Source organism: Methylotuvimicrobium sp. KM2 (assembly GCF_038051925.1).
In the GTDB taxonomy this organism is placed as follows: Bacteria; Pseudomonadota; Gammaproteobacteria; order Methylococcales; family Methylomonadaceae; genus Methylotuvimicrobium.
On sequence record NZ_CP150634.1, the window covers coordinates 3,829,117 to 3,850,999 of the forward strand.

The window sequence follows — 21,883 nt, forward strand, 5'->3', positions numbered from 1 at the left end:
AGACCGAGCTTAAAGGGTTCATCTGAACCCTTACTGAATAAAAGGTTATTGAATCAGCATTTTTTCGCTAAAGATGCCTAGCGACTTACCGAACGACGCACCGATTCTACCCGCCAACTTATCGAGTAAGCGCTCGGGCGGCGTAAAATTAACCAATTTTTCGGCGCCGATAACATGCTTGGCAACATAATTTGCACTACCGAAATCGTCGGCCAGGCCCAATTCAACCCCTTCTTTCCCGGTCCAAACCATACCGGAAAATATCAAGTCAGTCTCCTTTAAACGTGTTCCTCGCCCTTCTTTTACCGCATCGATAAATTGCTGGTGCACTTGACCGAGCAATTTCTGCATGTGCTGAATTTCTTCTTCATCTACCGGTAAAAAAGGGTCAAGCATTCCTTTATGTTCCCCGGACGTTAGTAAACGCCGCTCTACCCCCAGCTTATCGAGCGTATCGACAAAACCGAAACCGTTCATCAACACGCCGATCGAACCGATCAGGCTGGCTTGATTCACATAAATTTTATCGGCTGCCGAAGCGACGTAATAGCCGCCGGACGCACAGATATCCCCCACGACCGATATAATCGGCAAGTCGGGATATTCTTTCTTCAATTCCCTGATTTCATGAAAGATATAGTCCGATTGCACAGGGCTCCCGCCCGGTGAATTGACATTCAGAATGATGCCGCGCGTGCTATTGTCTTTCGCGGCTTGACGCAACCCTTTGATAATGCGGCTCGCATTGGCATCCTTATCCTCGGCAATCATGCCGACCACATCGATCACCGCGGTATGCCCCTTAATATCCAACCCCATCCCAATGTCGTCCTTCCACTTTGGAAACATAATTGCCGCAAAAATGGCAACCAAATACAAAAAAGTCAGCATTTTGAAAAAAATGCCCCAGCGCCTTGCCCTTCTTTGTTCCGTTATCGCCGCAAAAGCTAATTTTTCTATCGTTTCCCGTTCCCAACCGTCTTTCCGTTCCGATTTAGAAACGGCCTGGCTGTCATTATTGCTTTCCACTTGTTAACCTCAAATAAATTCCAGTAATTGTGATGTTTGTGCCAAATTAAATAAAGGGTCGTATTGCCGCAACAGTTCCGGACTATGCGCCCCGCAAGCAACGGCCGCCGAAACAATGCCCGCATTACGAGCCATTTGCAAATCATGAATCGAATCGCCGACCATCAAGGCTCGTTCGGTCGGAATTTCGAGGCGATCGATGATTTCTTGCAACATGACAGGAGCCGGTTTGGATGCGGTTTCGTCGGCGCAACGAGTGATGTCGAACAAATGTTCGGTACCGGTTTGCACGAGAGCCTTTTGCAAGCCTTTCCGCCCCTTTCCGGTAGCCACCGCCAACCGATAGCCACTCGCTCTCAGGATATTTAGCATATCGAACACACCTTTAAACAAATCGGCTCGGCTCAGCTGTTTGGCAAAGAAAGCCTGACCATAATGCTCGATAAACGTATTCCTGGCGTCATTATCGGCTTCCGGGAACAGCTGGCGCACAGCATTATCGATGCTCAATCCGATAACATCCTTTGCCACTTGATCCTCAGGCACCTCAAAACGACATCGAACAGCAGCATTCTGCAAACAATGCACGATCCAATCGATCGTATTGACCAGTGTTCCATCCCAATCAAAAATAATCAAATCAAAGCGTTTAGGAACGAACATCAAACAACTTTTTCAAATGTTGGAAGGGGGGGCGGTGGCTCGATTGACAGGTGTCGGCGGCAACAGGGACAGCTGCCGTCAAGCCTACACGGATGTATTCACGGCGTCCTGTTAAGCGAGCCACCGAACCGCCACAAAGCTTACTGTTTCGAGAAGTTGTTATATGCATATTCCTTAGTCATCATTATTATTGTTAATCAATGCTTCCATTAGCTTCGGCACGGGCGCGGTAATCTGCAATCGTTGACCGGTAACAGGGTGGACGAATTCCAATCGGTAAGCGTGCAAAAACATTCGCTTAAAACCCAATTTTTTGAACGCCTTATTAACGTCGAAGTCGCCATAACGCTCGTCGCCGATGATGGGATGGCCTAGCCAGGCGGCATGAACACGAATCTGATGCGTTCGTCCTGTCTTAGGTGACGCTTCGACCAAAGTCGCATTGGGCAATAGCTTAATGCGTCGGAAAAAAGTTTCGGCTTCTTTTCCCGATCGACTCACTTCGACCATACGCTCTCCGCCTTTGTTGACATTTTTTTGCAACGGGGCTGTAACCACCAATTTTTTTCGCGCCCAACGACCCGCCAAAACGGCCAAATAGGTTTTTTGAATATCGTCGCCGCGAAACAGTTCATGCAGTTTTCGCAAAGCACTCCTTTTCTTCGCAATCAATAAACAACCGGAAGTATCCCTGTCCAAGCGGTGCACCAACTCTAGAAACGGCGCAGCAGGCCTTATTTGCCTGAGCCCTTCGATGACCGCAGAATCCAGTCCGCTACCGCCATGCACGGCAAAGCCGGACGGCTTATTGAGCACCAACAGCACATCGTCTTCATACAAAATGTCATGTTCTAGACTGTGTCTTAATGATTGCGGCACAAATGCATCATTTTCGGTCTCGGCAACGCGTATTGGCGGAATCCTGACGACATCGCCCTCCTTCAAGCGATATTTCACATCCACACGACCCTTATTCACGCGCACCTCGCCCTTTCGAACAATCCGATAAATCCGGCTCTTAGGCACGCCTTTCAGCTTGGCAATCAAAAAGTTATCAAGCCGCTGATCGCAGTTTTCCTCAAAAACTTCAATAAATTGAACGCCCGAATGCGTTTCTTGCTGTACTGATTTCATCGAATAATGATACCAGTATATTTTATGACATGATTCTTTAAATTGATGAGTGCCGTTAACATTGATATATTAGGCCAGTTTATACAACTAAAATAAACGCTCCGTCCGCCTTATGCGATTAGGAGCCCTAAAAAATTATTCGCTGACCAGTTACTAAACGACTGTTCAGTCATTGGAATTTTGGGTTTTATCGTTCGACCCGTGATGAGCGAAATATAATAATTCCTGTTTAGGAAGGATTTTACAAGAAGACAGGCTTGCGCACACCTATTCGCATCGAATAAATCATGCTGAATAAACAATGCAAATTCTTTTGCTTTTCATAACTTAAACGAATGAACGAAAGCAAGCGAGACCGCCAATCATAGGACGGCACACCCCCCCGTCCCGGCCCTAAAAGCCGCGGCATCGTAACAGCCCATACGAAGGTCTAACGCCGATGCGCAACCTGAAAGTCTTAAAAAAATTCTAAACATGGGACAGGAATAATCAAGGATACCTTAAATGAAAAGAATGCTTATCAATGCCACGCAACCTGAAGAACTGCGTGTCGCTTTGGTAGATGGTCAAAAACTTTACGATTTTGACATTGAAGTCCCTTCAAAAGAACAAAAAAAGTCAAACATTTACAAAGGCATTATTACCCGTATCGAACCCAGCCTAGAAGCCGCTTTCGTGAATTACGGCTCCGAAAAACACGGCTTTTTACCCTTTAAAGAAATCGCTCCGAACTTCCGGCAACGCGCGGAAGGCGACACCTCCGAAGGCGGACGCGCATCGATCAAAGATCAAATCAAGGAAGGCCAAGAAATCGTCGTTCAAATCGAAAAAGAAGAACGCGGAAACAAAGGCGCGGCATTAACCACCTACATCAGCCTCGCCGGAACCTATTTGGTATTGATGCCGAACAACCCGAAAGCCGGCGGTATTTCCAGGCGCATTGAAGGCGATACGCGAAATGAATTGCGTGAAGTCATGGCGGCATTGGAGATTCCCGACACCATGGGTTTGATCGTCCGTACCGCCGGTTGCGGCAAGAGCGCCGAGGAACTGCAATGGGACTTGAATTATCTATTGCAACTATGGGAAGCGATCGAACGTTCGGCTAGCGAGCACTCGGCCCCTTTTTTGATATTCCAAGAAAGCAATGTCATCATCAGAGCCCTGCGCGACCATCTACGCGGCAACATTGATGAAATCCTAATCGACAAGGAAGAAGCATTCCACCTGGTGCAAAAGTTTTTGAAACAGGTCATGCCGCACTTTTTGTCTAAAGCGAAACTCTATCAGGATTCGGTACCGTTGTTTAGTCGCTATCAAATCGAATCGCAAATCGAAATCGCCTACGGACGCGAAGTATCGCTGCCATCCGGCGGCTCGATCGTGATCGATCATACCGAAGCATTGACCTCGATCGATATTAACTCGGCACGCGCGACCAAAGGCAGCGACATCGAAGAAACCGCTTTGAACACCAACCTTGAAGCCGCCGATGAAATCGCTCGTCAGTTACGGCTTCGCGATTTGGGCGGTTTGTTCGTGATCGACTTCATCGATATGATGGCCAATAAAAATCAACGCGCGGTCGAAAACCGCTTACGCGATGCGTTAAAAATCGATCGCGCTCGTATACAAACCAGCCGTATTTCGCGATTCGGCTTGCTGGAAATGTCTAGACAGCGGCTTCGACCTTCGCTAGGAGAATCCACGCAACTAATCTGCCCACGCTGTAAAGGCCAAGGAACGATCCGTAATGTCGAATCGGTCGCATTGGCAGTGCTGCGCGTACTGGAAGAAGAAGCGATGAAACCCGGCACCGAAAAAGTCATCGCGCATTTGCCGATCGAAAGCGCGACTTTCCTGCTCAATGAAAAGCGGCCAGCTATCGAATTGATCGAGTCTCGATTAAAAGTCGGCATCGTGATTCTGCCGAGCAAACACCTGGAAACGCCGGCTTACACGATAGACCGAATCAAAGCCAAGGATGCGATCGAGGAAAAACCTAGCTATTTACAAATCAAGGAAGAAGATATTCCGCTTCCTGAGTTCGCGCAACAGATCAAGCCCAAAGCCGAACAAGCGGCTATTAAAGAATTTCTACCCGATGCGCCTGCGCCGGTACAAAATCGCAATACCTCGGCCAGCCTGATTAAGCGCTTTTGGCAAAAATTGGTCGGCGGTAAAGAAGAAACGACAGCCACACCCCAGCCAGCCAAAAAACAGGAACGAAAAGAAGGCGAAGAAAGAACGCAGGGCAAAAAACGCGATAACAAACGTGGACCGGGAAGTCGAAGTAACCGACCTAAAAGGCCCGCCAATAAGCGTGAAACAAAACCTGACGAACAGAAAGAGACCATTACTGAAGAAGTCGCTCAACAATCGGTTGAGCCGGACAAAACGACGAATGAAGCTGTCGAACAACCGGTAAAAAAATCGCCATCCAGAAATGGAAGAAGAGGCCCGAATAGACGTCGTCCTCGGAACCCGAATTACCGAAAACCGGAATCCTCACAACAGGACGAAACCAGCGGACCGAACGTTCCAACTCAAGCCGATGAAGGCCCGAAATCGGCAGAAGTGGTTAAAACACAAGACGAGAAGCCTCGCCGTGAACAAGACGCTACCGGCGCTAAACCGGACAACAATACCGACAGCAAACCCGTTGTTAAATCCGAAAGCGAATCGGACGTCTAAACATTAATCCCTTTTAAACTCACGGTTGCCGGAACCAAAATAACGGCAACCGTGAGGCCTACAGAAGGAACCCCATGAAATTCTCTCGCTATTTCAGTCAAAAAACATCACCCAATAACCCGCTTGGCTAAAATACCGACCAATAACCCGCCCATCAAATAACCTATCGCCATTTCGGACATCGCTAACAGTTTTTGCAGAGAACCGACCGGTACGATATCGCCATAACCGACCGTCGTAAATGTCGTCAGTGAAAAATACAGACAGTCCAAAAACGAGCGATCCATCAAACCCCAAAAAATTGCAGCATAAGCTAACACGAAACCCACAACCCATAGCGCATATCGCGAAAATGAACGACCATAATCGCAGGACCAGCGTAAAAAACAGGCGAATACCGGATAATGCCTATCCAATTGCTGAATACGTTGCTGCGACAAGGCTAAATCATATAACAAGGTTGCCAACGTAAAGTTGACTGCATGCAAATTGACGCCTAAAAAACGCGTGGAACTATTGAAACGCACATTGTCGAGCAAAGCCCTATTAAGTACGGCAAAATCGAATCGCGCACCGGAAATATCGCTCTCCGACAAATAACTGTCGGATAAATTACTGTAGGACAAATCAGCGCCGGACAAATCGGCATAAAAGAAGTCGATGTTCGACAGATCGAGTTTCGACAATTCGGCATTCGGCAAAGGAATACCGCGCAAGTCAAACTGGCCGGCAAACTTGCCGACATGACGCTCCAACGTCTCGCGCGACCAGCGTCCAGCATTTAAGCTATTCAATACACCGAGTCCTGTTGGTTTACGCCAACGCCCGCGCAAGGTTTCCTTCTCCAAGTTGGCGAAATGCTTCCATTCCAAACTATCCTTATCGCTAATGTCGACCGTAGGTCCAATAAATTCATTCATGCATGAATCATAACAAAATCAAAATAACACTAAAACCCCGAACACAAGTGAATAGTGAATAGTGAATAGTGAATAGTGAATAGTGAATAGTGAATAGTGAATAGTGAATAGTGAATAGTGAAATGATTCGGAGTTTAAACTACTTGTCAAGTTCTAATTTCCCCTTTCCCCTCACCTATATCTAACCTCAACAGCATCCGCCCCCAGCAAACGCTTTAACCGCAAGACCAATTCATCCGAAGGATGCACGCGCCATTCATCGCCGAATTGTAGCGATGACTTGGCTGTTGCGGAACGATAAGCAAGTACAATAGGGCAAGAACCACCCTTAAACGGTTGCAGCGTATCATCGAGCTTATCGACGAACGACTTTGCATCGCGCTGTTCATTCGTATTCGCCCACTGCAACGAAAGACATCGGGCATATTGATTCCGTGCGTCTTCGATACTGTATAGTTTATCGACCGTCAATCTCAGCATGCCGCTAAAATCGTCAATCGCAACACCGCCCTCTGCGACCAGCAAGGCATCCTTAGACAATAAATCGCGGTATCTTTCGTAACTGTCGCCGAAAATTGCCAATTCAAGACGGCCGGACCGATCATCCAAGGTCGCAAACCCCATCGTTTTGCCGTTTTTATTTTGCCGCGTCCGTAATTCCACGACTAGTCCTGCGGTGCGCGCCTCCATTTTTCCTCGCGTGCGCTCAACATCACCCAAGATCTTACCAATCTTGCCATGCACGATATGCTTCAATTCCGATTCATATTGCGTAATCGGATGTCCGGTCAAGAACAAGCCCAAGGTCTGCTTTTCGGCGGCCAATCGCTCCGATTCGGTCCAAGGCTCGGCTTGAGTCGTATAGACGTCCTCCTGTATCCTGTCGTCCTCATCGGGCATGCCCAAACCGAACAAGTCGTTTTGTCCGGTTTGGGCCATCTTGCCGTACTGTTCGGCCACCCGTAATGCAATTGGCAATTCCGCCAAATGCGCCGCTCGATTGGCATCAATCCGATCGAACGCACCCGCCCGAATCAAGGCCTCAAGCACACGACGATTGACCTTCCTCAAATCAACGCGCTTGCATAAATCGTACAGCCCTGCGTAAGATCCGTTAGCTTCGCGTTCTTTTAATAAATCCTCGATCGCGGATTCGCCGACCCCCTTGATTGCACCGATTCCATACACGATTTGACCTTTGTCGTTGACCGTGAAACGATAATTCGATTCGTTGAGATCGGGCGGGCAAATAGCCAATTTCATTTCGCGGCATTCTTCAATCAACACCACGACTTTATCGGTATTGTCCATATCGGAAGACAGCACCGCCGCCATAAACTCAGCCGGATAATGCGCCTTCAGCCAGGCGGTTTGATAAGCGACCAAGGCATAGGCTGCCGAATGCGATTTGTTGAAACCGTAGCCGGCAAACTTTTCCATCAAATCGAAGATATAAGTCGCGACGCTTTCCTCGATGTTATTCGCGACCGCACCTTCTGTGAAAATTTCGCGCTGCTTGGCCATCTCCTCGGGTTTTTTCTTACCCATCGCGCGGCGCAGCATGTCCGCACCGCCGAGGGTATAGCCGGCCAGTTCACGAGCGATCTGCATGACCTGCTCTTGATACAAAATAACGCCGTTAGTCGATTTAAGAATCGGCTCCAGCATGGGATGGGCATATTCGGCTTTCGCGCCGTGCTTGACGTTGATGTAATCGTCGACCATGCCGGACTCGAGCGGACCGGGCCGAAACAAAGCCACCAAGGCGATGATATCGTCGAAACAATCGGGCTTGAGCTTTTTGATCAACTCTTTCATGCCGCGCGATTCCAACTGAAACACCGCGGTCGTCTGCGCTTTCTTCAATAATTCATAGGAGGCCGAATCGTCGCGCGGAATCGTGCTAATATCGACGATAGCCTCGCCTATTTGCTGCTTCTTTAGGTTAATCGTCTCGAGTGCCCAATCGATGATCGTCAGGGTTCGAAGCCCCAAAAAGTCGAACTTGACCAGACCAACCGCCTCGACATCATCCTTGTCGAACTGCGTGACCAGGTTGCCGCCGCCCTGCTCGCAATAAAGCGGCGTAAAATCGGTCAACTTGGTCGGCGAAATCACTACCCCTCCGGCATGTTTACCGGCATTACGCGAAACCCCCTCGAGCGATCTCGCCATATCGATCAGCGTTTTGACTTCCTCTTCAGTCTCATACAACTGCTTGAGATCGGGGCTATCCTGCAGCGCCTTAGTCAGCGTCATGCCTATTTCGAAAGGAATCAGTTTTGCCAAGCGGTCGACGAAGCCGTAGGAAAAACCAAGCACTCGACCGACATCGCGCACGACCGCTTTTGCCGCCATCGAACCATAGGTAATGATCTGCGCGACATGGTCGCGACCATAATGACGCGCGACATAGTCGATAACCTCATCGCGCCGGTCCATACAGAAATCGACGTCGAAGTCGGGCATCGAAACCCGCTCCGGATTCAAGAAGCGTTCGAATAAAAGATCGAATTCGATCGGATCGAGGTCGGTAATTTTCAAGACATAAGCTACCAGCGAGCCGGCGCCAGACCCCCTGCCCGGTCCAACCGGAATCGCGTTGTTCTTGGCCCATTGAATAAAGTCGGCAACGATCAGAAAGTAACCGGGAAAGCCCATCTGCGTAATCACTTTCAACTCGGTCTCGAGCCTGTCGTAATAAACCCGGCGGTTCTCTTCTTCGCTACCGGAACCGAAAGCCGGGTGTTGTTGAAGGCGCTCTTCGAGTCCCTGACGGGACACTTCGATCAGATAGTCATCGATCGTCATGCCTTCCGGAACCGGAAAGTCGGGCAAATAATTTTCGCCTAGCGTCAGCTCCAGATTACAACGCTTGGCGATTTCGACCGAATTTTCCAAGGCTTCCGGGATATCGGCAAACAGCCCCTGCATTTCTTCACCGCTACGCAGATATTGCTGATTGGTGTAATCTTTCGGCCGCCGATTGTCATCTAAAACCCGTCCTTGATGAATACACACCCTGACTTCATGCGCATCGAAATCCTCCGGACGAATAAATCGGACATCATTGGTCGCGACGACCGGCAGCTCCATTTGTTGAGCCAAATCGACAGCCGCCGCCACATAGCGTTCTTCCTCGGCTTTACCGACACGTTGCAACTCGAGATAAAAGGAATCTTCGAATAAATGACTCCATCCCTCGGCCAGGCGTTTGGCCTCGTCGACATTTTCCGCCAACAAGGCCCTGCCGATATCGCCGCTCATGGCTCCTGATAAGGCGATCAGCCCATTGTGATTGTCGGTGATCCATTCGCGCTGAACCATAGGCACGCCTTGATGCTGCCCTTCCTGATAAGACTTTGAAATCAATTCGGTCAGCGTCGTATAACCATTAAGGTTTTTAACCAACAGCGTTAGACAGTAAGGCGATGACGGATCGTCTGGATTGAAGATGTGTACATCGGCGCCGGAAACAGGCTTTATCCCTTGCCCTAGCGCGGCGCGGTAGAATTTGACCAACGAAAATAGATTGGATTGTTCGGTAACCGCGACGGCCGGCATGTTCATGTCGGCTAAGGCTTTAATCAGCGGCTTGATTCGAACAATACCGTCGACCAATGAAAATTCGGTATGAACTCTAAGATGAACGAATGAAGGTTGCATGTTGAATGAGGTATTATCGCGCGGAGGCGCAGGGGCGCGGAGAAGTGCAGAACCTAAGCCCTGTTAATCATTAACGAAATGACGCGGCAAAATATGATTTTAGAAATACGGAATGCCCCATGCACTTTTTCAATCCGGTATTATACTCATCGTATATCAAAATTCGGCGCCGGGGTGTCCGTCAAAGGACGCCGTGAATACGTCCCTGTAGGCTCTATGCCAGCTCCATGCTGGCAAAGCCTTTGTCGAACACCCCGACGCCTCCTCTGGCATTGCCGAAATTTGAAGTGGGAAAGGTATAATCTGCGAGCCTCAGCGCCACTGCGCGAGAAATTTTTGTTAGAGCAGAGCCTTAACCGGAGCGAACGATTTTCTGTGAAACGGCGTAATACCCAACTGCATTAATTGTTGCCGATGCAATGGGGTCGGATAGCCTTTATGCAAATTGAAACCATAGCCTGGATAAAGCCGCTCCAAAAACAGCATCTCTTTGTCTCTAGCGACCTTGGCCAATATTGAAGCCGCGGAAACTTCCGGCACATTCGAATCGGCTTTGACCATGGCCTCTCCTGGTAAATCGATCGGGGGATAGCGACTGCCGTCAACGATAATCCAATCGGGAACCGGATCGATCATGGCGATCGCTCTTGCCATCGCCAACAGCGCCGCGTGCAGAATATTGATGCGATCGATCTCGCTCGGTTCCGCCCGCGCCACGGCCCAACATAGCGCATCCCGCCGGATGGTCAACGCCAGTGCTTCACGCTGCTTTTCGGAAATCTTCTTCGAATCCTTCAAACCAGCAATCGGCTTATCCGGGTCTAAAACAACTGCCGCTGCGAATACGGCGCCGGCAAGACACCCTCGACCGACTTCGTCGACTCCGGCAACTCTTTGCATAGTTATCGTAAAATGCCCCTAGTCACATTCCGCAGAAAACTGACCATCGTCGACAACTCGTCGCTGTCGCCGGCCATGCCTTCCATTTCCTCGATTGCATCTTCGAGCTTTAGGTTCATTTTATAAAGAATTTTATAGGCTTTTCTGATTTGCCGAACGGCCTCCGGCGACACGCCATTGCGCTCCATACCTACTGAATTGATGCCGTGCGGGCGCGTTGGACGACCGCCGACCATCACGAAGGGCGGTATGTCCTGCGTAATCGCGCTACCCATCGCCGAAAAACTGTATTGTCCTATTTGGGTAAATTGATGAACCAGCGTGAAACCGCCGAGTATTGCGTGGTCGCATAAATGCACATGGCCGGCCAGCGACGCACCGTTAGCCATAATTACATGATCGCCGATCACGCAATCGTGAGCGACATGCGTATACGCCATAAACAAGTTATCGGAACCGATCTGCGTTAAGCTGCGGTCCTGCAATGTCCCTCTATGCATCGTCACGAATTCTCGAATGACATTCCTATCGCCTATTTCAAGCCGAGTTACCTCGGAAGCATATTTTTTATCTTGAGGATCTTCGCCTATCGAGGAAAATTGATAAATCCGATTATCCTTGCCTATACTGGTCGGCCCGTTGATGACGACATGAGGCCCTATAACCGTACCTGCGCCAATTGTGACATCCGGGCCTATGATCGAGAACGGACCGACAGTGACATCATCGGCTAATTGGGCGCGCTCGTTAATAACTGCTCTTGAATCTATCAAAATCAATTCACCGCCGCGGCACACATAATGTTGGCACTGGCCACGAATTCGCCTTCCACTTCGGCTCGGCAATCGAACGACCAAATATTGCGTTTACTTTTAACGAATTTGGCTTCCAGCATCAATTGGTCGCCGGGACTCACCGGCCTCTTGAATCTAGCATTATCGATACCCACCAAATAATAAGTCATACCTTTTCCCAAATTGGGATCTGTTTCCGACGCCAACAAACCGGTCGCTTGCGCCAATGCTTCCAAAATCAGTACACCGGGCATTATCGGCAAATGCGGAAAATGCCCTTGAAAAAAGGGCTCATTGTAAGTCACGTTTTTAACGGCCAACAATCTGACGCCGGGTTCACATTCGACCACTTTATCGACCAATAAAAAGGGATAGCGATGCGGTAAAAACTCTTGAATTTGTAAAATATCTAGCTTGATAGACATGGATGATAAAGTGTTATTATTGGTTGATAGGTGATTCCGGCAACTTTAGCCTTTTGCTTTCATAACACCTGAATTAATCAGGCATTGCAGACAGTTTTTGCTGAATTTGATTGGTGACATCGACCGTTTCGCTCGCATAAATAACCCCTTCGGTCAGCAATAAATCGAAACTTTGACTCTTGGCCAATTCGCGGATCGCTTCGACAATTTTGCGCTGTAATTTGCCCAGCTCTTCATTGCGGCGAATATTGAAATCTTCACTGAACTCTTGCTGGCTTCTTTTAAATTCGCGTTGTTTATTAAGAATGTCTTTTTCCAGATTTCTTCTTTCGGAATCGCCCATGACCGCCGCATCCCTGTTCAATCTTTCCTCAAGATTCTTGATATCGTTTTGCTGAGCGACAAGCTGCTTGTCCCTCGGAGAAAATTCTTGCTCCAAACGTTTTTTGGCTTTTTCGGCCTGAGGCGCCTTTTCCAAAACTGCCGGAATATTGACAAAACCGATCTTCAATTCCGCCCAAGCCATATTGGCGCTCAACAGTAAAACCAAAAATAAAACAAATTTATTTTTCATTATCGAACTCGTAATTTAAATTAAAAAATAGTATCCATAAACGGACAATCCTGCGATGTAACCGCCAAATTATAGGTGATAACCCGCTTAAACCAAAAATATACTTCTGTTAACCCGGCCTTAACAAAGGTAGTGCCTACGGTCTAAATTATTGAAGCATAAGAATTAAAAAACGCACCAAAAATGGTTTCGTAGTGCCGTAAAATTTTTATTGCTTTAATATTCAATATCTTATGCACGGAAAATATTAAAGCTGGGTTAAAATCCGGAACCGAAGGAGAACTGGAAGATTCTCTCGTCATCGCCTTCTTGAAGATTCAGTGGCTTACCTGCACTGACCGCAATCGCGCCGAACGGCGATAACCATTCGCCGGATATACCGACCGAGTAACGCATATCTCCTCCGATATTGCTAGGGCTGTTGGAAACCGTACCTACATCGAGAAAAGTGCCAAGCCGGACCGACTTGAGATCCTTCATGAACGGAATCGGAAAAAACACTTCGGCGCTGCCGGCCACTTTGGTTGATCCGCCGAATGGTCGTCCTTGCGAGTCTCGCGGACCCAAGGTGTTGTCGTTAAAGCCGCGCACAGAGCGCACGCCGCCGGCAAAATAATGCTCGAAAAACGGCAAGTCATCGGTCTTGCCGTAGCCGTCGCCGTAAGCCAATTCCGCACTTAAACTAAACGTTAAATCCTTCGCGATCGGAAAATATTGTTGCTGTTTATAACTAACTTTGTAATATTCCAAATCGCTGCCCGGCACGGTCCCTAACGCGGATAGTCGGTACTGACCGCCTTCGGTCGGAAAAATCGCACGATTCAATGTGTCGTAGGTCCAACCGATCGACGGCGACAACGTGATAAAAGTATCGCCTTCCTTTTTTAGAAAATCTCTTACTTCTCTCGCTGTAAAGCCGGTTTCCTTGAGCGAGGTATGTCTAAGATCGATATTGAAGTTGAGTCGGTTAAATTCGCTGAGCGGGATGCCGAAATTGGCTCCTGCATTCGCCACGTCGGTCAGATAGCTGGAAATATTAGCCTGCTGCGCATCGGTGGTCCGGTAACCGATATCGTAGCCGAGACTGACGCCGTCCAACGTAAAATAAGGATCATAAAAACCGAATCGATAATTGGTCGAAATATCACTGTTGTTAAACGCTAAATTAAGCCGCTTACCGGAACCGAAAACGTTATCCTGGGAAACGTTGGCATTAACGATAATACCTTGTACTTGCGAAAAACCGATACCGGCCGTCAAATTACCGGCCGGCCTTTCGGTGACCGAATAATTGACATCGATCTGGTCGGCAGTGCCCGAAACAGGCGGCGTTTCGACATTCACCTCTTCGAAATATCCCAAACGCTCGAGACGCACCTTCGACCGCTCGATCTTGCTAGTCGATGCCCAACTCGACTCCATTTGCCGCATTTCTCGGCGCAGCACTTCATCGCGCGTCTTGGTATTACCCTTGAAATTAATCCGGTTGACGTAGACGCGTTTACCCGGATCGACATAAAAAGTCATCGCAACCGTTTTATCGACATCGTTAATTTCAGGCACCATGTTGACATTCGCAAACACATAACCTTCATCGCCCAAGCGATCGGAGATCGCTTTCGAGGTTTCGGTCGCATTCTTGCGGGAAAAAATCTCGCCCGGACCCACTTGCACCAACTCAACCACTTCTTCGGGATCGATGATCAGATTACCGGCGACTTTGACTTGCTCCAGCATAAACACATCGCCTTCCTTGACGTTAACGGTGATATAGATTTCTTTTTTATCAGGGGTAATCGCAACTTGCGTCGATTCAATCGAAAAATTGATATAGCCGCGATCAAGATAATATGAGCGCAGCCGCTCGAGATCCGCCGATAATTTTTGTTTGGAATATTGATCGTCTTTCGTATAAAACGACAATAAATTACCGGTGCTCAATTCGAAATTATCGAGCAAATCGTCGTTGTCGAAGGAGCGATTGCCGACAATATTGATTTCCTTGATTTTCGCTACTCGGCCTTCGGAAATATTGATGCGAATACCCACACGATTGCGGGTTAACGGAGAAACTTCGGTATCGATTTTGAGGCCGTATTTACCGTGACTAAAATACTGGCGGCTCAATTCTTGCTCGACCTTCTCGAGCATTTGTTGATTGAATACCTTGCCCTCGGCAAGCCCAATATTATTCAAAGCCTTGAGCAAGTCTTCGGAGCTAATATCCTTATTGCCTTCGAAGATGATTTTAGCGATCGATGGCCGCTCCGTAACATTGACGATCAGCGTCGAACCTTCCCTCGCCAGCGAAACATCCTTGAAAAATCCGGTTTTAAATAAGGCCCTAACCGCGTCAGGAATTCGATCCTCCGATAAAAACTCACCAACATTGACCGGAAGATAATTGTATACGGTCCCCGCAGAAATTCGCTGCAAGCCATTGACCTGAATATTATCGACCACAAATCCATCGTCGCCTTTAACCGCTTGGGAAACAACCAGAAACAGGAGAAAAAGGCGCGTAAAATTCTTTAAATTCATGAAGAGGAAGGAAGCATCGATACGATTTAGCTAAAGCGCGATTATATCACAGGAGTTTGAACATCCATATTGCCGAAAAGTCATCATTTTCACTGTAAATTTAATGACTTGATGCCTTGAATTGCTATAAATCGAGACAAATTTCCTTATATTCCAATGAGTCATTGACTAAAGTTATTGCAAGTTGGGAGATTTAATTTGCGGTTAGCGGTGAATAGTAAATAGTGCGACATTTTAACTACTTGTCAAGCCCTAATTTCATCTTTCATCTTTCATCTTTCATCTTTCATCTTTCATCTTTCATCTTTCATCTTTCATCTTTCCTCTTTCCTCTTTCCTCTTTCCTCTTTCCTCTTTCCTCTTCCCTGCTTACTGCTCACTGCTCACTGCTTTAGATAGTAATCCGACTGCATTTCGATCAATCGCGAAACAGTGCGTTTCAGGAAAAATGCGCGTATGTTTTCGTCATAGAGCTCTCTAGCCGGAGCCTCGGCACTGCATATAAGAATGACTTTATGAAAATACAAAGCATCGACCAAGGTCGAAAAACGCTTGGCTTCGTCGTGATTGTCAAAACCGAATTTCGGAATACCGGATACAATCACGACTCTAAAAGCTTGCACGATTTTCAAATAATCGGCCGGTCCTAACGGTGTCCTGCACATTTCATCGAAGGTGGTCAACGCAACATCACCATGAGCGGCTCTCAGTACGACATTTCTACCCAAAACCTTAAGACTGTAAGGCTTTAGCGGTGCCGAATGGGTCATTTCGCGATAACACTGCTCTAAAGCCGAAGCCGAGTGTTCGTCGAGCGGGTAAAAATAAGTTTTTTCAGCGCCGTGAATACGAGTCAAGCGATAATCGTGTTTGGCAACGAGCTCAACGACATCTGCCGAAGCCTTCAACAGCTCGATGAACTTTAAAAACAGCTCCGGAACCAATCCGCCTTGATATAAATCATCGGGATGCCGGTTTGAAGTGGTCACAACGACGGTACCGAGATCGAATAAACGACTGAACAAACGATCCAAAATAACGGCATTGGCGACATCGATCACATGAAACTCGTCGAAACAAAGCAGTTTTGTCGAGGCATTAATTTCAGCGGCCAGCGAATGAATGATGTCCTGTTTTTTTTCCTGACGCCAACGATGGGAAAACTCATGAACTTCCAGTATGAACGTATGAAAATGAACCCGGCGTTTTTCCTGAATCGGACAATTATCGTAAAATAAATCCATCAACATCGACTTGCCTCGTCCGACTCCGCCGTAGATATACAAACTCTTGCAAGGTTTTCCGCGCGTCGAAGGCAGCCTCAAAAATCCTGACCGGTTTTCGGATGTCAGTTTATCCAGCATTTCCTGAAGATAATGCAATGCCTCGACCTGGGCCGGATCATAATCGATAAGACCTTGTTCAACCCGCCATCGATATTCAACGAGCAACGACTCACCGGTATCTTGTTTAGCTTGAGCCGGAGTCATTTTGCTTAGGAATTTTTTAAACATGGGATGGCTTTTAAAAACCGCCTGGGTTTTCTCGACAAAATAAACCGATTATCCTAAATTCTGCAGTTTAACCATGAAGCACTTTAAGCTCATGAATGATTTCAAGGAATTACCCTAACCTGTGAAAGCCGCAACCGAGCAAAATAGCATTGCCATAAAATCCATAAACATGACCGCGCAAGCATTGCAACCGAGCTCCGATCAAATTGTAAAGCAGACTGCGTTACTGCTTTCCTTTCAACAAACTCTCGAGATTCGCGAAAGGGCTGAAAGTCGCGGTTTTACCGCTGTCTTTAGCTGAACCGGTATTGTAATGCGCATGCTCATAGCGGGCATGTTCGTTGTCATGGCAATACAGACACAATAACTCCCAATTACTGCCGTCCGCCGGATTATTATCATGATTGTGATCGCGATGATGCACAGTCAATTCCCTGACATTGCTATGATCGAATTCCCTCGCGCAACGGCCGCAAATCCACGGATACATTTTCAGCGCTTTTTCACGGTAACCCTTTTCCCGTTCGGCCTGACCGCGGCGTGCATCGAGAACGATTTGATCGAGTTTGGTTTTATCCAAAGTTTTTTTAGTCGGCATGAAATCACCTTATTATTAATGCAATTGAGACTATAAAATCGACCGGACCGCTTCGCTCAACAACGCATCGAGCTTGATGCAAGATGTCGGGTGTTCGATACTGTCCGTACTCCAAATTTCTTTGACGCCTGCCGCGCGAATATGCGCCTCGGCATCGCCGCAAAACAACGGATGCGTAATCGCGGCATAAACGGCACGCGCACCGGCATTTTGCAATAAACCGATCGTTCGAGCCAGTGTCCTTCCGGTGCTGGCCATATCGTCGATGATAACGACAAGCTTATCCTTAAACACCTTATCGGGTAAGGTAATTTCGACTTCTCGGTCGCCGCGTCTGATTTTATCGGCCACCGCATAGTCAAAACCGATTTGTGCGGCAATACCGGATACCCATTGTTCGGATTCGCTGTCCGGGCCGAGCAGAATCGCATCGTCGAACTGATTGCGCAAGTAATCGCCAATTACGCTGGCCGCAGACAAACAAACCGCATTTGCAAGCGGAATCGCCTGACGTAAATGAGAAATACGATGGAGATGCGGATCGACCGTTAGAACATCATCGAATAAATCAGCCAACAACCGACCGACAATGCGTTGACTGACTGCTTCGCCGGGGCGGTTAGCAATATCCTGACGCATATAACAAAGGTATGGCGTTACCAAGGTAATTCGCTTAGCTCCCAATTCTCTGGCCGTCCGGGCAAACAGCATTAATTCGACCAGCTTGTCGTTCGGTCGATCGAGACTTCGGCAAACGATGACATGATCGGGCAAGACAGCCGGAAGCCGAACCAAGCTTTCGCCGTCTGGAAAACGGTGTAATACAATGAGTTCGAACGGCGCGTCAAGTCGGCAAGCCAGTCTCTCGGCTGGTGCGCAATAATCGGGAAAGGCCAATACCAGCATGATATTAGAAAGCCACCAACGGTTTCAAAACATGCTCCTCGACGCCGATGCGATAACCGTTATCATCGACCGCTAACATTTTCGCGAATTTAAAATCCGCCGAAAATCCGGCATAAACGCGATAAATCGGCTCGCCTTTCTGTACCCTGTCGCCGATTTTTTTCAACAGATCGACGCCGGCTTTCTTATCCATCGGCGCACCGGCAATTCGAGCAATCTTGGCCATTTGAAAATTATCGATATGGGTCACGATACCCTCCTTATCCGCGCAAACCTCATGACATAAAATACCGGGGGTAAAGTCTATAATTTTGGCGCCTTGAGCCTGTATCAAATCGTTCATTTTGGCGATTGCGCGGCCCGAATCGAGAATATCCCGCGCAATCGCATAGCCCTGCCCGCCTCTAACATCGGGATCGAATTCAATAATTCTTCCGGCTAATTGCAGCGATTTTTGGCGCAAATCGAATGGCGCATCGGGATTATTTTCCAACACCTGCATGATATCGCGGGCCTCGAGTACCGGTCCGATGCCGCGTCCGACCGGTTGGCGACCATCGGTAATCATGACTTCCAAGTGGATATTGAGCTGATCGCCGACAAACTCGAATAACTTGCGTAAACTAAGTGCCTGACGCATGTGCCGAACTTTTGCGGTCGGCCCGACCGGAATATCGACGATCAAATGTGTGGAACCCGCCGCCAATTTCTTCGATAGAATCGAGGCCACCATTTGCCCTTGCGAGTCGATCCCGAGAGGGCGCTCGACCGAAATCAACAGATCGTCGACCGGCGCCAGCTTCGCGGTACCGCCCCATGCTAGACAGCCGCGTTCCTGGCGCACAATATCGTGCAAACGTTCAGGAGATAAATTGACTTCGGCTAAAACTTCCATCGTATCGGCGGTCCCGGCCGGCGACGTAATCGCCCGACTCGACGTTTTCGGGATCAACATCCCGTGCGCGGCGACGATAGGCACAACCAACATCGAAGTTCGATTACCCGGTATGCCGCCGATACAATGCTTGTCGGCCACCAGCGATTCGTGCCAATTCATGCGCTCGCCCGAATCCAGCATTGCTCGCGTCAAATATAGGAGCTCGTCTCGGTCGAGATTGTTTTGACCGGTCGCGACCAAAAAAGCCGCCATCTCCATTTTCGAATAGCGTGTCTCGGCAATATCCCTGGCAATACTAGTGAAATCATCCTGGCTCAAGCGTTCGCCGTTAATCTTTCGTCGCACGGCATCCATCGACGCGGGCGGCTCGGCATGTTCCACCGTAACTAATGCGCCTTCGTCAATATTGAGTTTTTGGAAAGCTTGCTCGGAAAGACCCAGTTCTCCCGAATGCACGATGGAGCTATCGTCCACGACATTGAGCACTGCCAACAGTTTATTACCGTTCGCGCAAACCTTGATTTTCGACAATGCCTGAAATCCCTCGGCGCGGTAAAACGCGCACTCCCGGTTTAAATAAGCAACGTTTTCATGATACGTATCGATTCCGATACGACGAATTTGTAACGTGTCGTTACTCATACGAGTCTAAATTAAAAGAAATTAAGTTGACATTGCTTGTTGCAACAAACAATGTCAACCGGAGCAAATTACTCCCGGATTCATAGCTGCGTAGCCCTACTAGAGCACGACGCAAACCGAGACGGGCACCCCGGGACCGAATTTTCATCTACGACGGTTATAGTTTTCGCACATCAAATTTCGGTTTTTTAAAACCCTCACCCCAGCCCTCTCCCACAGTGGGCGAGGGAGGTGAATGCCGAAATTTCATGTGCGATAGGTATATAATTTCAACTATTAACTCGAACATAGACATATTTAAGACCAGATCCTTAAAGATCTTTAAGGTAAAACCAATTTCGATACCGCCGTCATTAAGGTCTGCGGCTGAAACGGCTTAGTCAACCACGCCTTAGCACCGGCCGCCTTCCCTGCCTGTTTTTTATCTTCGGCGGCCTCAGTAGTCAACATCATCATCGGCGTAAACTTATAATCCGGTAATTTTTTGACTTCTTGCACAAAGGTAATGCCGTCCATATTCGGCATGTTGACATCGGTGATGATCAGATGAATTTTTTGGCCTTTCAGTTTGTTCAGCGCGTCTTTACCATCGCACGCCTCTAAAACGTCGTAACCGCCGCCTTTCAACGCAATGCTGACGACCTGCCGGATAGAAGCGGAATCATCGACAATCATGATCGTTTTAGCCATGTTAGAGGTTCTCCTTGAATTAGAAAAAAGTAAGATCGTCGGAATAGCTCGACCGGTCATGAGAAGTTGTAGCCGAAGCATGATTAATCAACTCTTCGGGCATCGTATAACTGAGCTCCATTGTCGATAAGGTTTGTTCGACGTTAATCATATCGGCATGGCGCATATGTCCGGCTCCTTGCGTTTTTTCGATAGCATTTTGCAGGTGTTCTAAATTATGTTCGACATGATCAAGCATCTGAGTGACTCGATCCTGGAATTGCAACGCTGTTAAAACCGAATAAATTTGATCGCGGATTTGCTCGCTATTATCCATTAATTCGACTGCATCATCTTTAAAAGCCGTCAAAGTCGCTTTGATATCGGACATGACTTGGTTGATCGCGTGATCTGCGGAACCGATATTTTGTTCGTCGCTTTCCGTCGACGACTCTGCCGTTCTCAGTGTTGTGTTCATCGCTGCAATAATTTCATTGACCGTCCGACTAATTCTTTCGCCGGTCGTCGATGAAAAGCCAGCCAGTTTTCTGACCTCGTCGGCAACGACCGCAAAACCGCGCCCGTGCTCTCCGGCTCTGGCCGCTTCGATCGCGGCATTCAAAGCCAGCAAATTGATTTGCTCGGCGACTTTACGAACTTCTTGCGCCATACTATCGAGACTATTGGTGTACGTCGATAGCTCTCTAACCTGATCGATCATGACCCGTTCAGCCTGATTGATCTGATTAAGGTTTTGGATAACGCCTTCCAAAGTCGTGCGGCTTCCGCTAAGCAAGGAATCGATATGATCTTCCTGATGACCTTGTTGCGTCAGGCCGCTCAACGCGTCGATTTGCGAAACCATGCTTGAAAATTGAACCGATAACGTGGTAATTTCCTGCTCGGTATGAGCACGGGAGGTCCCGACTTGACGAATAACGATCGGTACAACCTCCATAATCAGCTTTTCCAACTCGATCGAATATGCATTTGCGTCGTTCAGCTTGGCGTTTTCATCGTTTTTCCACTGGGCATCCAAACGCTTCAAACTCTCTTGTTGACGCTTAAACAATGTCAACCCAATAACGAAACCGATTGCCGTAAGAATCCCCATTGCGATAAAGCCGACGAGATTGAATGCGCCTTGCCAGACAGCTATCCCTCCCCCAAGCAAACCCAAACCTGTCGGCATGCTATAGAAGGCGAATTTTCCGTTTGCGGCAATACTTGGCGTGTTATCGGAAAAAGACATGAAATACTTCCTTTTTTGGCACTGTTGAGTTATCAATTATAGTAAGGTTTTACGGCACACAACA

At 48.1% G+C, this 21,883-nt stretch carries 17 protein-coding genes; 1 reads left to right on the top strand and 16 read right to left on the bottom strand.

Annotation, left to right across the window (positions count from 1 at the left end):
* Positions 1-45: 45 nt before the first annotated feature.
* The 3 genes from sppA to rluC all read right to left on the bottom strand — a co-directional run bounded on the left by sppA (position 46) and on the right by rluC (position 2,826).
* Entirely contained in the window at positions 46-1,029 is a 984-nt protein-coding gene (sppA, locus tag WJM45_RS16040) for a signal peptide peptidase SppA (protein WP_341326073.1), read from the bottom strand.
* Positions 1,030-1,038: 9 nt separating this feature from the next.
* A complete protein-coding gene (locus tag WJM45_RS16045) occupies positions 1,039-1,692 on the bottom strand; it encodes an HAD-IA family hydrolase (protein WP_341326074.1) in 654 nt (217 codons plus the stop codon).
* A gap of 174 nt (positions 1,693-1,866) precedes the next feature.
* Complete coding sequence (rluC, locus tag WJM45_RS16050; RefSeq protein WP_341326075.1) at positions 1,867-2,826, bottom strand: 23S rRNA pseudouridine(955/2504/2580) synthase RluC; 960 nt, start codon at positions 2,824-2,826, stop codon at positions 1,867-1,869.
* A gap of 504 nt (positions 2,827-3,330) precedes the next feature.
* Between rluC and WJM45_RS16055 the strand changes: the two genes are divergently transcribed.
* Positions 3,331-5,520, top strand: a complete 2,190-nt coding sequence (locus WJM45_RS16055; protein WP_341326076.1) for an Rne/Rng family ribonuclease — start codon at positions 3,331-3,333, stop codon at positions 5,518-5,520.
* A gap of 107 nt (positions 5,521-5,627) precedes the next feature.
* Here the strand turns inward: WJM45_RS16055 and WJM45_RS16060 are convergent, their stop codons facing one another.
* The 13 genes from WJM45_RS16060 to WJM45_RS16120 form a co-directional block, all read right to left on the bottom strand.
* Positions 5,628-6,440, bottom strand: a complete 813-nt coding sequence (locus WJM45_RS16060; protein WP_341326077.1) for an ion channel — start codon at positions 6,438-6,440, stop codon at positions 5,628-5,630.
* A gap of 171 nt (positions 6,441-6,611) precedes the next feature.
* Positions 6,612-10,106, bottom strand: coding sequence for a DNA polymerase III subunit alpha (dnaE, locus tag WJM45_RS16065; RefSeq protein WP_341326078.1), 3,495 nt, complete (start codon positions 10,104-10,106; stop codon positions 6,612-6,614).
* A gap of 339 nt (positions 10,107-10,445) precedes the next feature.
* Entirely contained in the window at positions 10,446-11,006 is a 561-nt protein-coding gene (rnhB, locus tag WJM45_RS16070) for a ribonuclease HII (RefSeq protein WP_341326079.1), read from the bottom strand.
* Between the two features lie 2 nt (positions 11,007-11,008).
* The gene (gene lpxA, locus WJM45_RS16075) at positions 11,009-11,779 is read right to left on the bottom strand and encodes an acyl-ACP--UDP-N-acetylglucosamine O-acyltransferase (protein ID WP_341326080.1); all 771 of its coding nucleotides are present in this window, start codon (positions 11,777-11,779) and stop codon (positions 11,009-11,011) included.
* A gap of 2 nt (positions 11,780-11,781) precedes the next feature.
* Positions 11,782-12,225: a 3-hydroxyacyl-ACP dehydratase FabZ gene (fabZ, locus tag WJM45_RS16080; protein ID WP_014149549.1), complete on the bottom strand. Its 444-nt coding sequence runs from the start codon at positions 12,223-12,225 to the stop codon at positions 11,782-11,784.
* Between the two features lie 73 nt (positions 12,226-12,298).
* Positions 12,299-12,799: an OmpH family outer membrane protein gene (locus tag WJM45_RS16085; RefSeq protein ID WP_341326081.1), complete on the bottom strand. Its 501-nt coding sequence runs from the start codon at positions 12,797-12,799 to the stop codon at positions 12,299-12,301.
* A gap of 258 nt (positions 12,800-13,057) precedes the next feature.
* Positions 13,058-15,340, bottom strand: coding sequence for an outer membrane protein assembly factor BamA (bamA, locus tag WJM45_RS16090; RefSeq protein ID WP_341326082.1), 2,283 nt, complete (start codon positions 15,338-15,340; stop codon positions 13,058-13,060).
* 383 nt (positions 15,341-15,723) lie between these two features.
* The gene (gene zapE / locus WJM45_RS16095; protein ID WP_341326083.1) at positions 15,724-16,830 is read right to left on the bottom strand and encodes a cell division protein ZapE; all 1,107 of its coding nucleotides are present in this window, start codon (positions 16,828-16,830) and stop codon (positions 15,724-15,726) included.
* A gap of 247 nt (positions 16,831-17,077) precedes the next feature.
* The gene (locus WJM45_RS16100; protein ID WP_341326084.1) at positions 17,078-17,452 is read right to left on the bottom strand and encodes a YajD family HNH nuclease; all 375 of its coding nucleotides are present in this window, start codon (positions 17,450-17,452) and stop codon (positions 17,078-17,080) included.
* A gap of 30 nt (positions 17,453-17,482) precedes the next feature.
* On the bottom strand, positions 17,483-18,358 hold the full coding sequence (locus WJM45_RS16105; RefSeq protein ID WP_341326085.1) for a ribose-phosphate diphosphokinase: 876 nt from the start codon (positions 18,356-18,358) through the stop codon (positions 17,483-17,485).
* A 4-nt stretch (positions 18,359-18,362) separates the two neighbouring features.
* Complete coding sequence (locus WJM45_RS16110) at positions 18,363-19,898, bottom strand: thymidine phosphorylase family protein (protein WP_341326086.1); 1,536 nt, start codon at positions 19,896-19,898, stop codon at positions 18,363-18,365.
* Positions 19,899-20,219: 321 nt separating this feature from the next.
* Positions 20,220-20,588 (bottom strand): response regulator, encoded by a 369-nt coding sequence (locus WJM45_RS16115; RefSeq protein ID WP_014149557.1) that lies wholly within the window; start codon positions 20,586-20,588, stop codon positions 20,220-20,222.
* 19 nt (positions 20,589-20,607) lie between these two features.
* Complete coding sequence (locus WJM45_RS16120; protein ID WP_341326087.1) at positions 20,608-21,819, bottom strand: methyl-accepting chemotaxis protein; 1,212 nt, start codon at positions 21,817-21,819, stop codon at positions 20,608-20,610.
* Positions 21,820-21,883 lie beyond the last annotated feature (64 nt).

Coding starts and splice junctions, on each gene's coding strand:
- WJM45_RS16045 (WP_341326074.1), bottom strand. CDS start 1,692: ATGTTCGTTCCTAAACGCTTTGATTTGATTATTTTTGATTGGGATGGA.
- rluC (WP_341326075.1), bottom strand. CDS start 2,826: ATGAAATCAGTACAGCAAGAAACGCATTCGGGCGTTCAATTTATTGAA.
- WJM45_RS16055 (WP_341326076.1), top strand. CDS start 3,331: ATGAAAAGAATGCTTATCAATGCCACGCAACCTGAAGAACTGCGTGTC.
- WJM45_RS16060 (WP_341326077.1), bottom strand. CDS start 6,440: ATGAATGAATTTATTGGACCTACGGTCGACATTAGCGATAAGGATAGT.
- dnaE (WP_341326078.1), bottom strand. CDS start 10,106: ATGCAACCTTCATTCGTTCATCTTAGAGTTCATACCGAATTTTCATTG.
- rnhB (WP_341326079.1), bottom strand. CDS start 11,006: ATGCAAAGAGTTGCCGGAGTCGACGAAGTCGGTCGAGGGTGTCTTGCC.
- fabZ (WP_014149549.1), bottom strand. CDS start 12,225: ATGTCTATCAAGCTAGATATTTTACAAATTCAAGAGTTTTTACCGCAT.
- WJM45_RS16085 (WP_341326081.1), bottom strand. CDS start 12,799: ATGAAAAATAAATTTGTTTTATTTTTGGTTTTACTGTTGAGCGCCAAT.
- bamA (WP_341326082.1), bottom strand. CDS start 15,340: ATGAATTTAAAGAATTTTACGCGCCTTTTTCTCCTGTTTCTGGTTGTT.
- zapE (WP_341326083.1), bottom strand. CDS start 16,830: ATGACTCCGGCTCAAGCTAAACAAGATACCGGTGAGTCGTTGCTCGTT.
- WJM45_RS16100 (WP_341326084.1), bottom strand. CDS start 17,452: ATGCCGACTAAAAAAACTTTGGATAAAACCAAACTCGATCAAATCGTT.
- WJM45_RS16105 (WP_341326085.1), bottom strand. CDS start 18,358: ATGCTGGTATTGGCCTTTCCCGATTATTGCGCACCAGCCGAGAGACTG.
- WJM45_RS16110 (WP_341326086.1), bottom strand. CDS start 19,898: ATGAGTAACGACACGTTACAAATTCGTCGTATCGGAATCGATACGTAT.
- WJM45_RS16115 (WP_014149557.1), bottom strand. CDS start 20,588: ATGGCTAAAACGATCATGATTGTCGATGATTCCGCTTCTATCCGGCAG.
- WJM45_RS16120 (WP_341326087.1), bottom strand. CDS start 21,819: ATGTCTTTTTCCGATAACACGCCAAGTATTGCCGCAAACGGAAAATTC.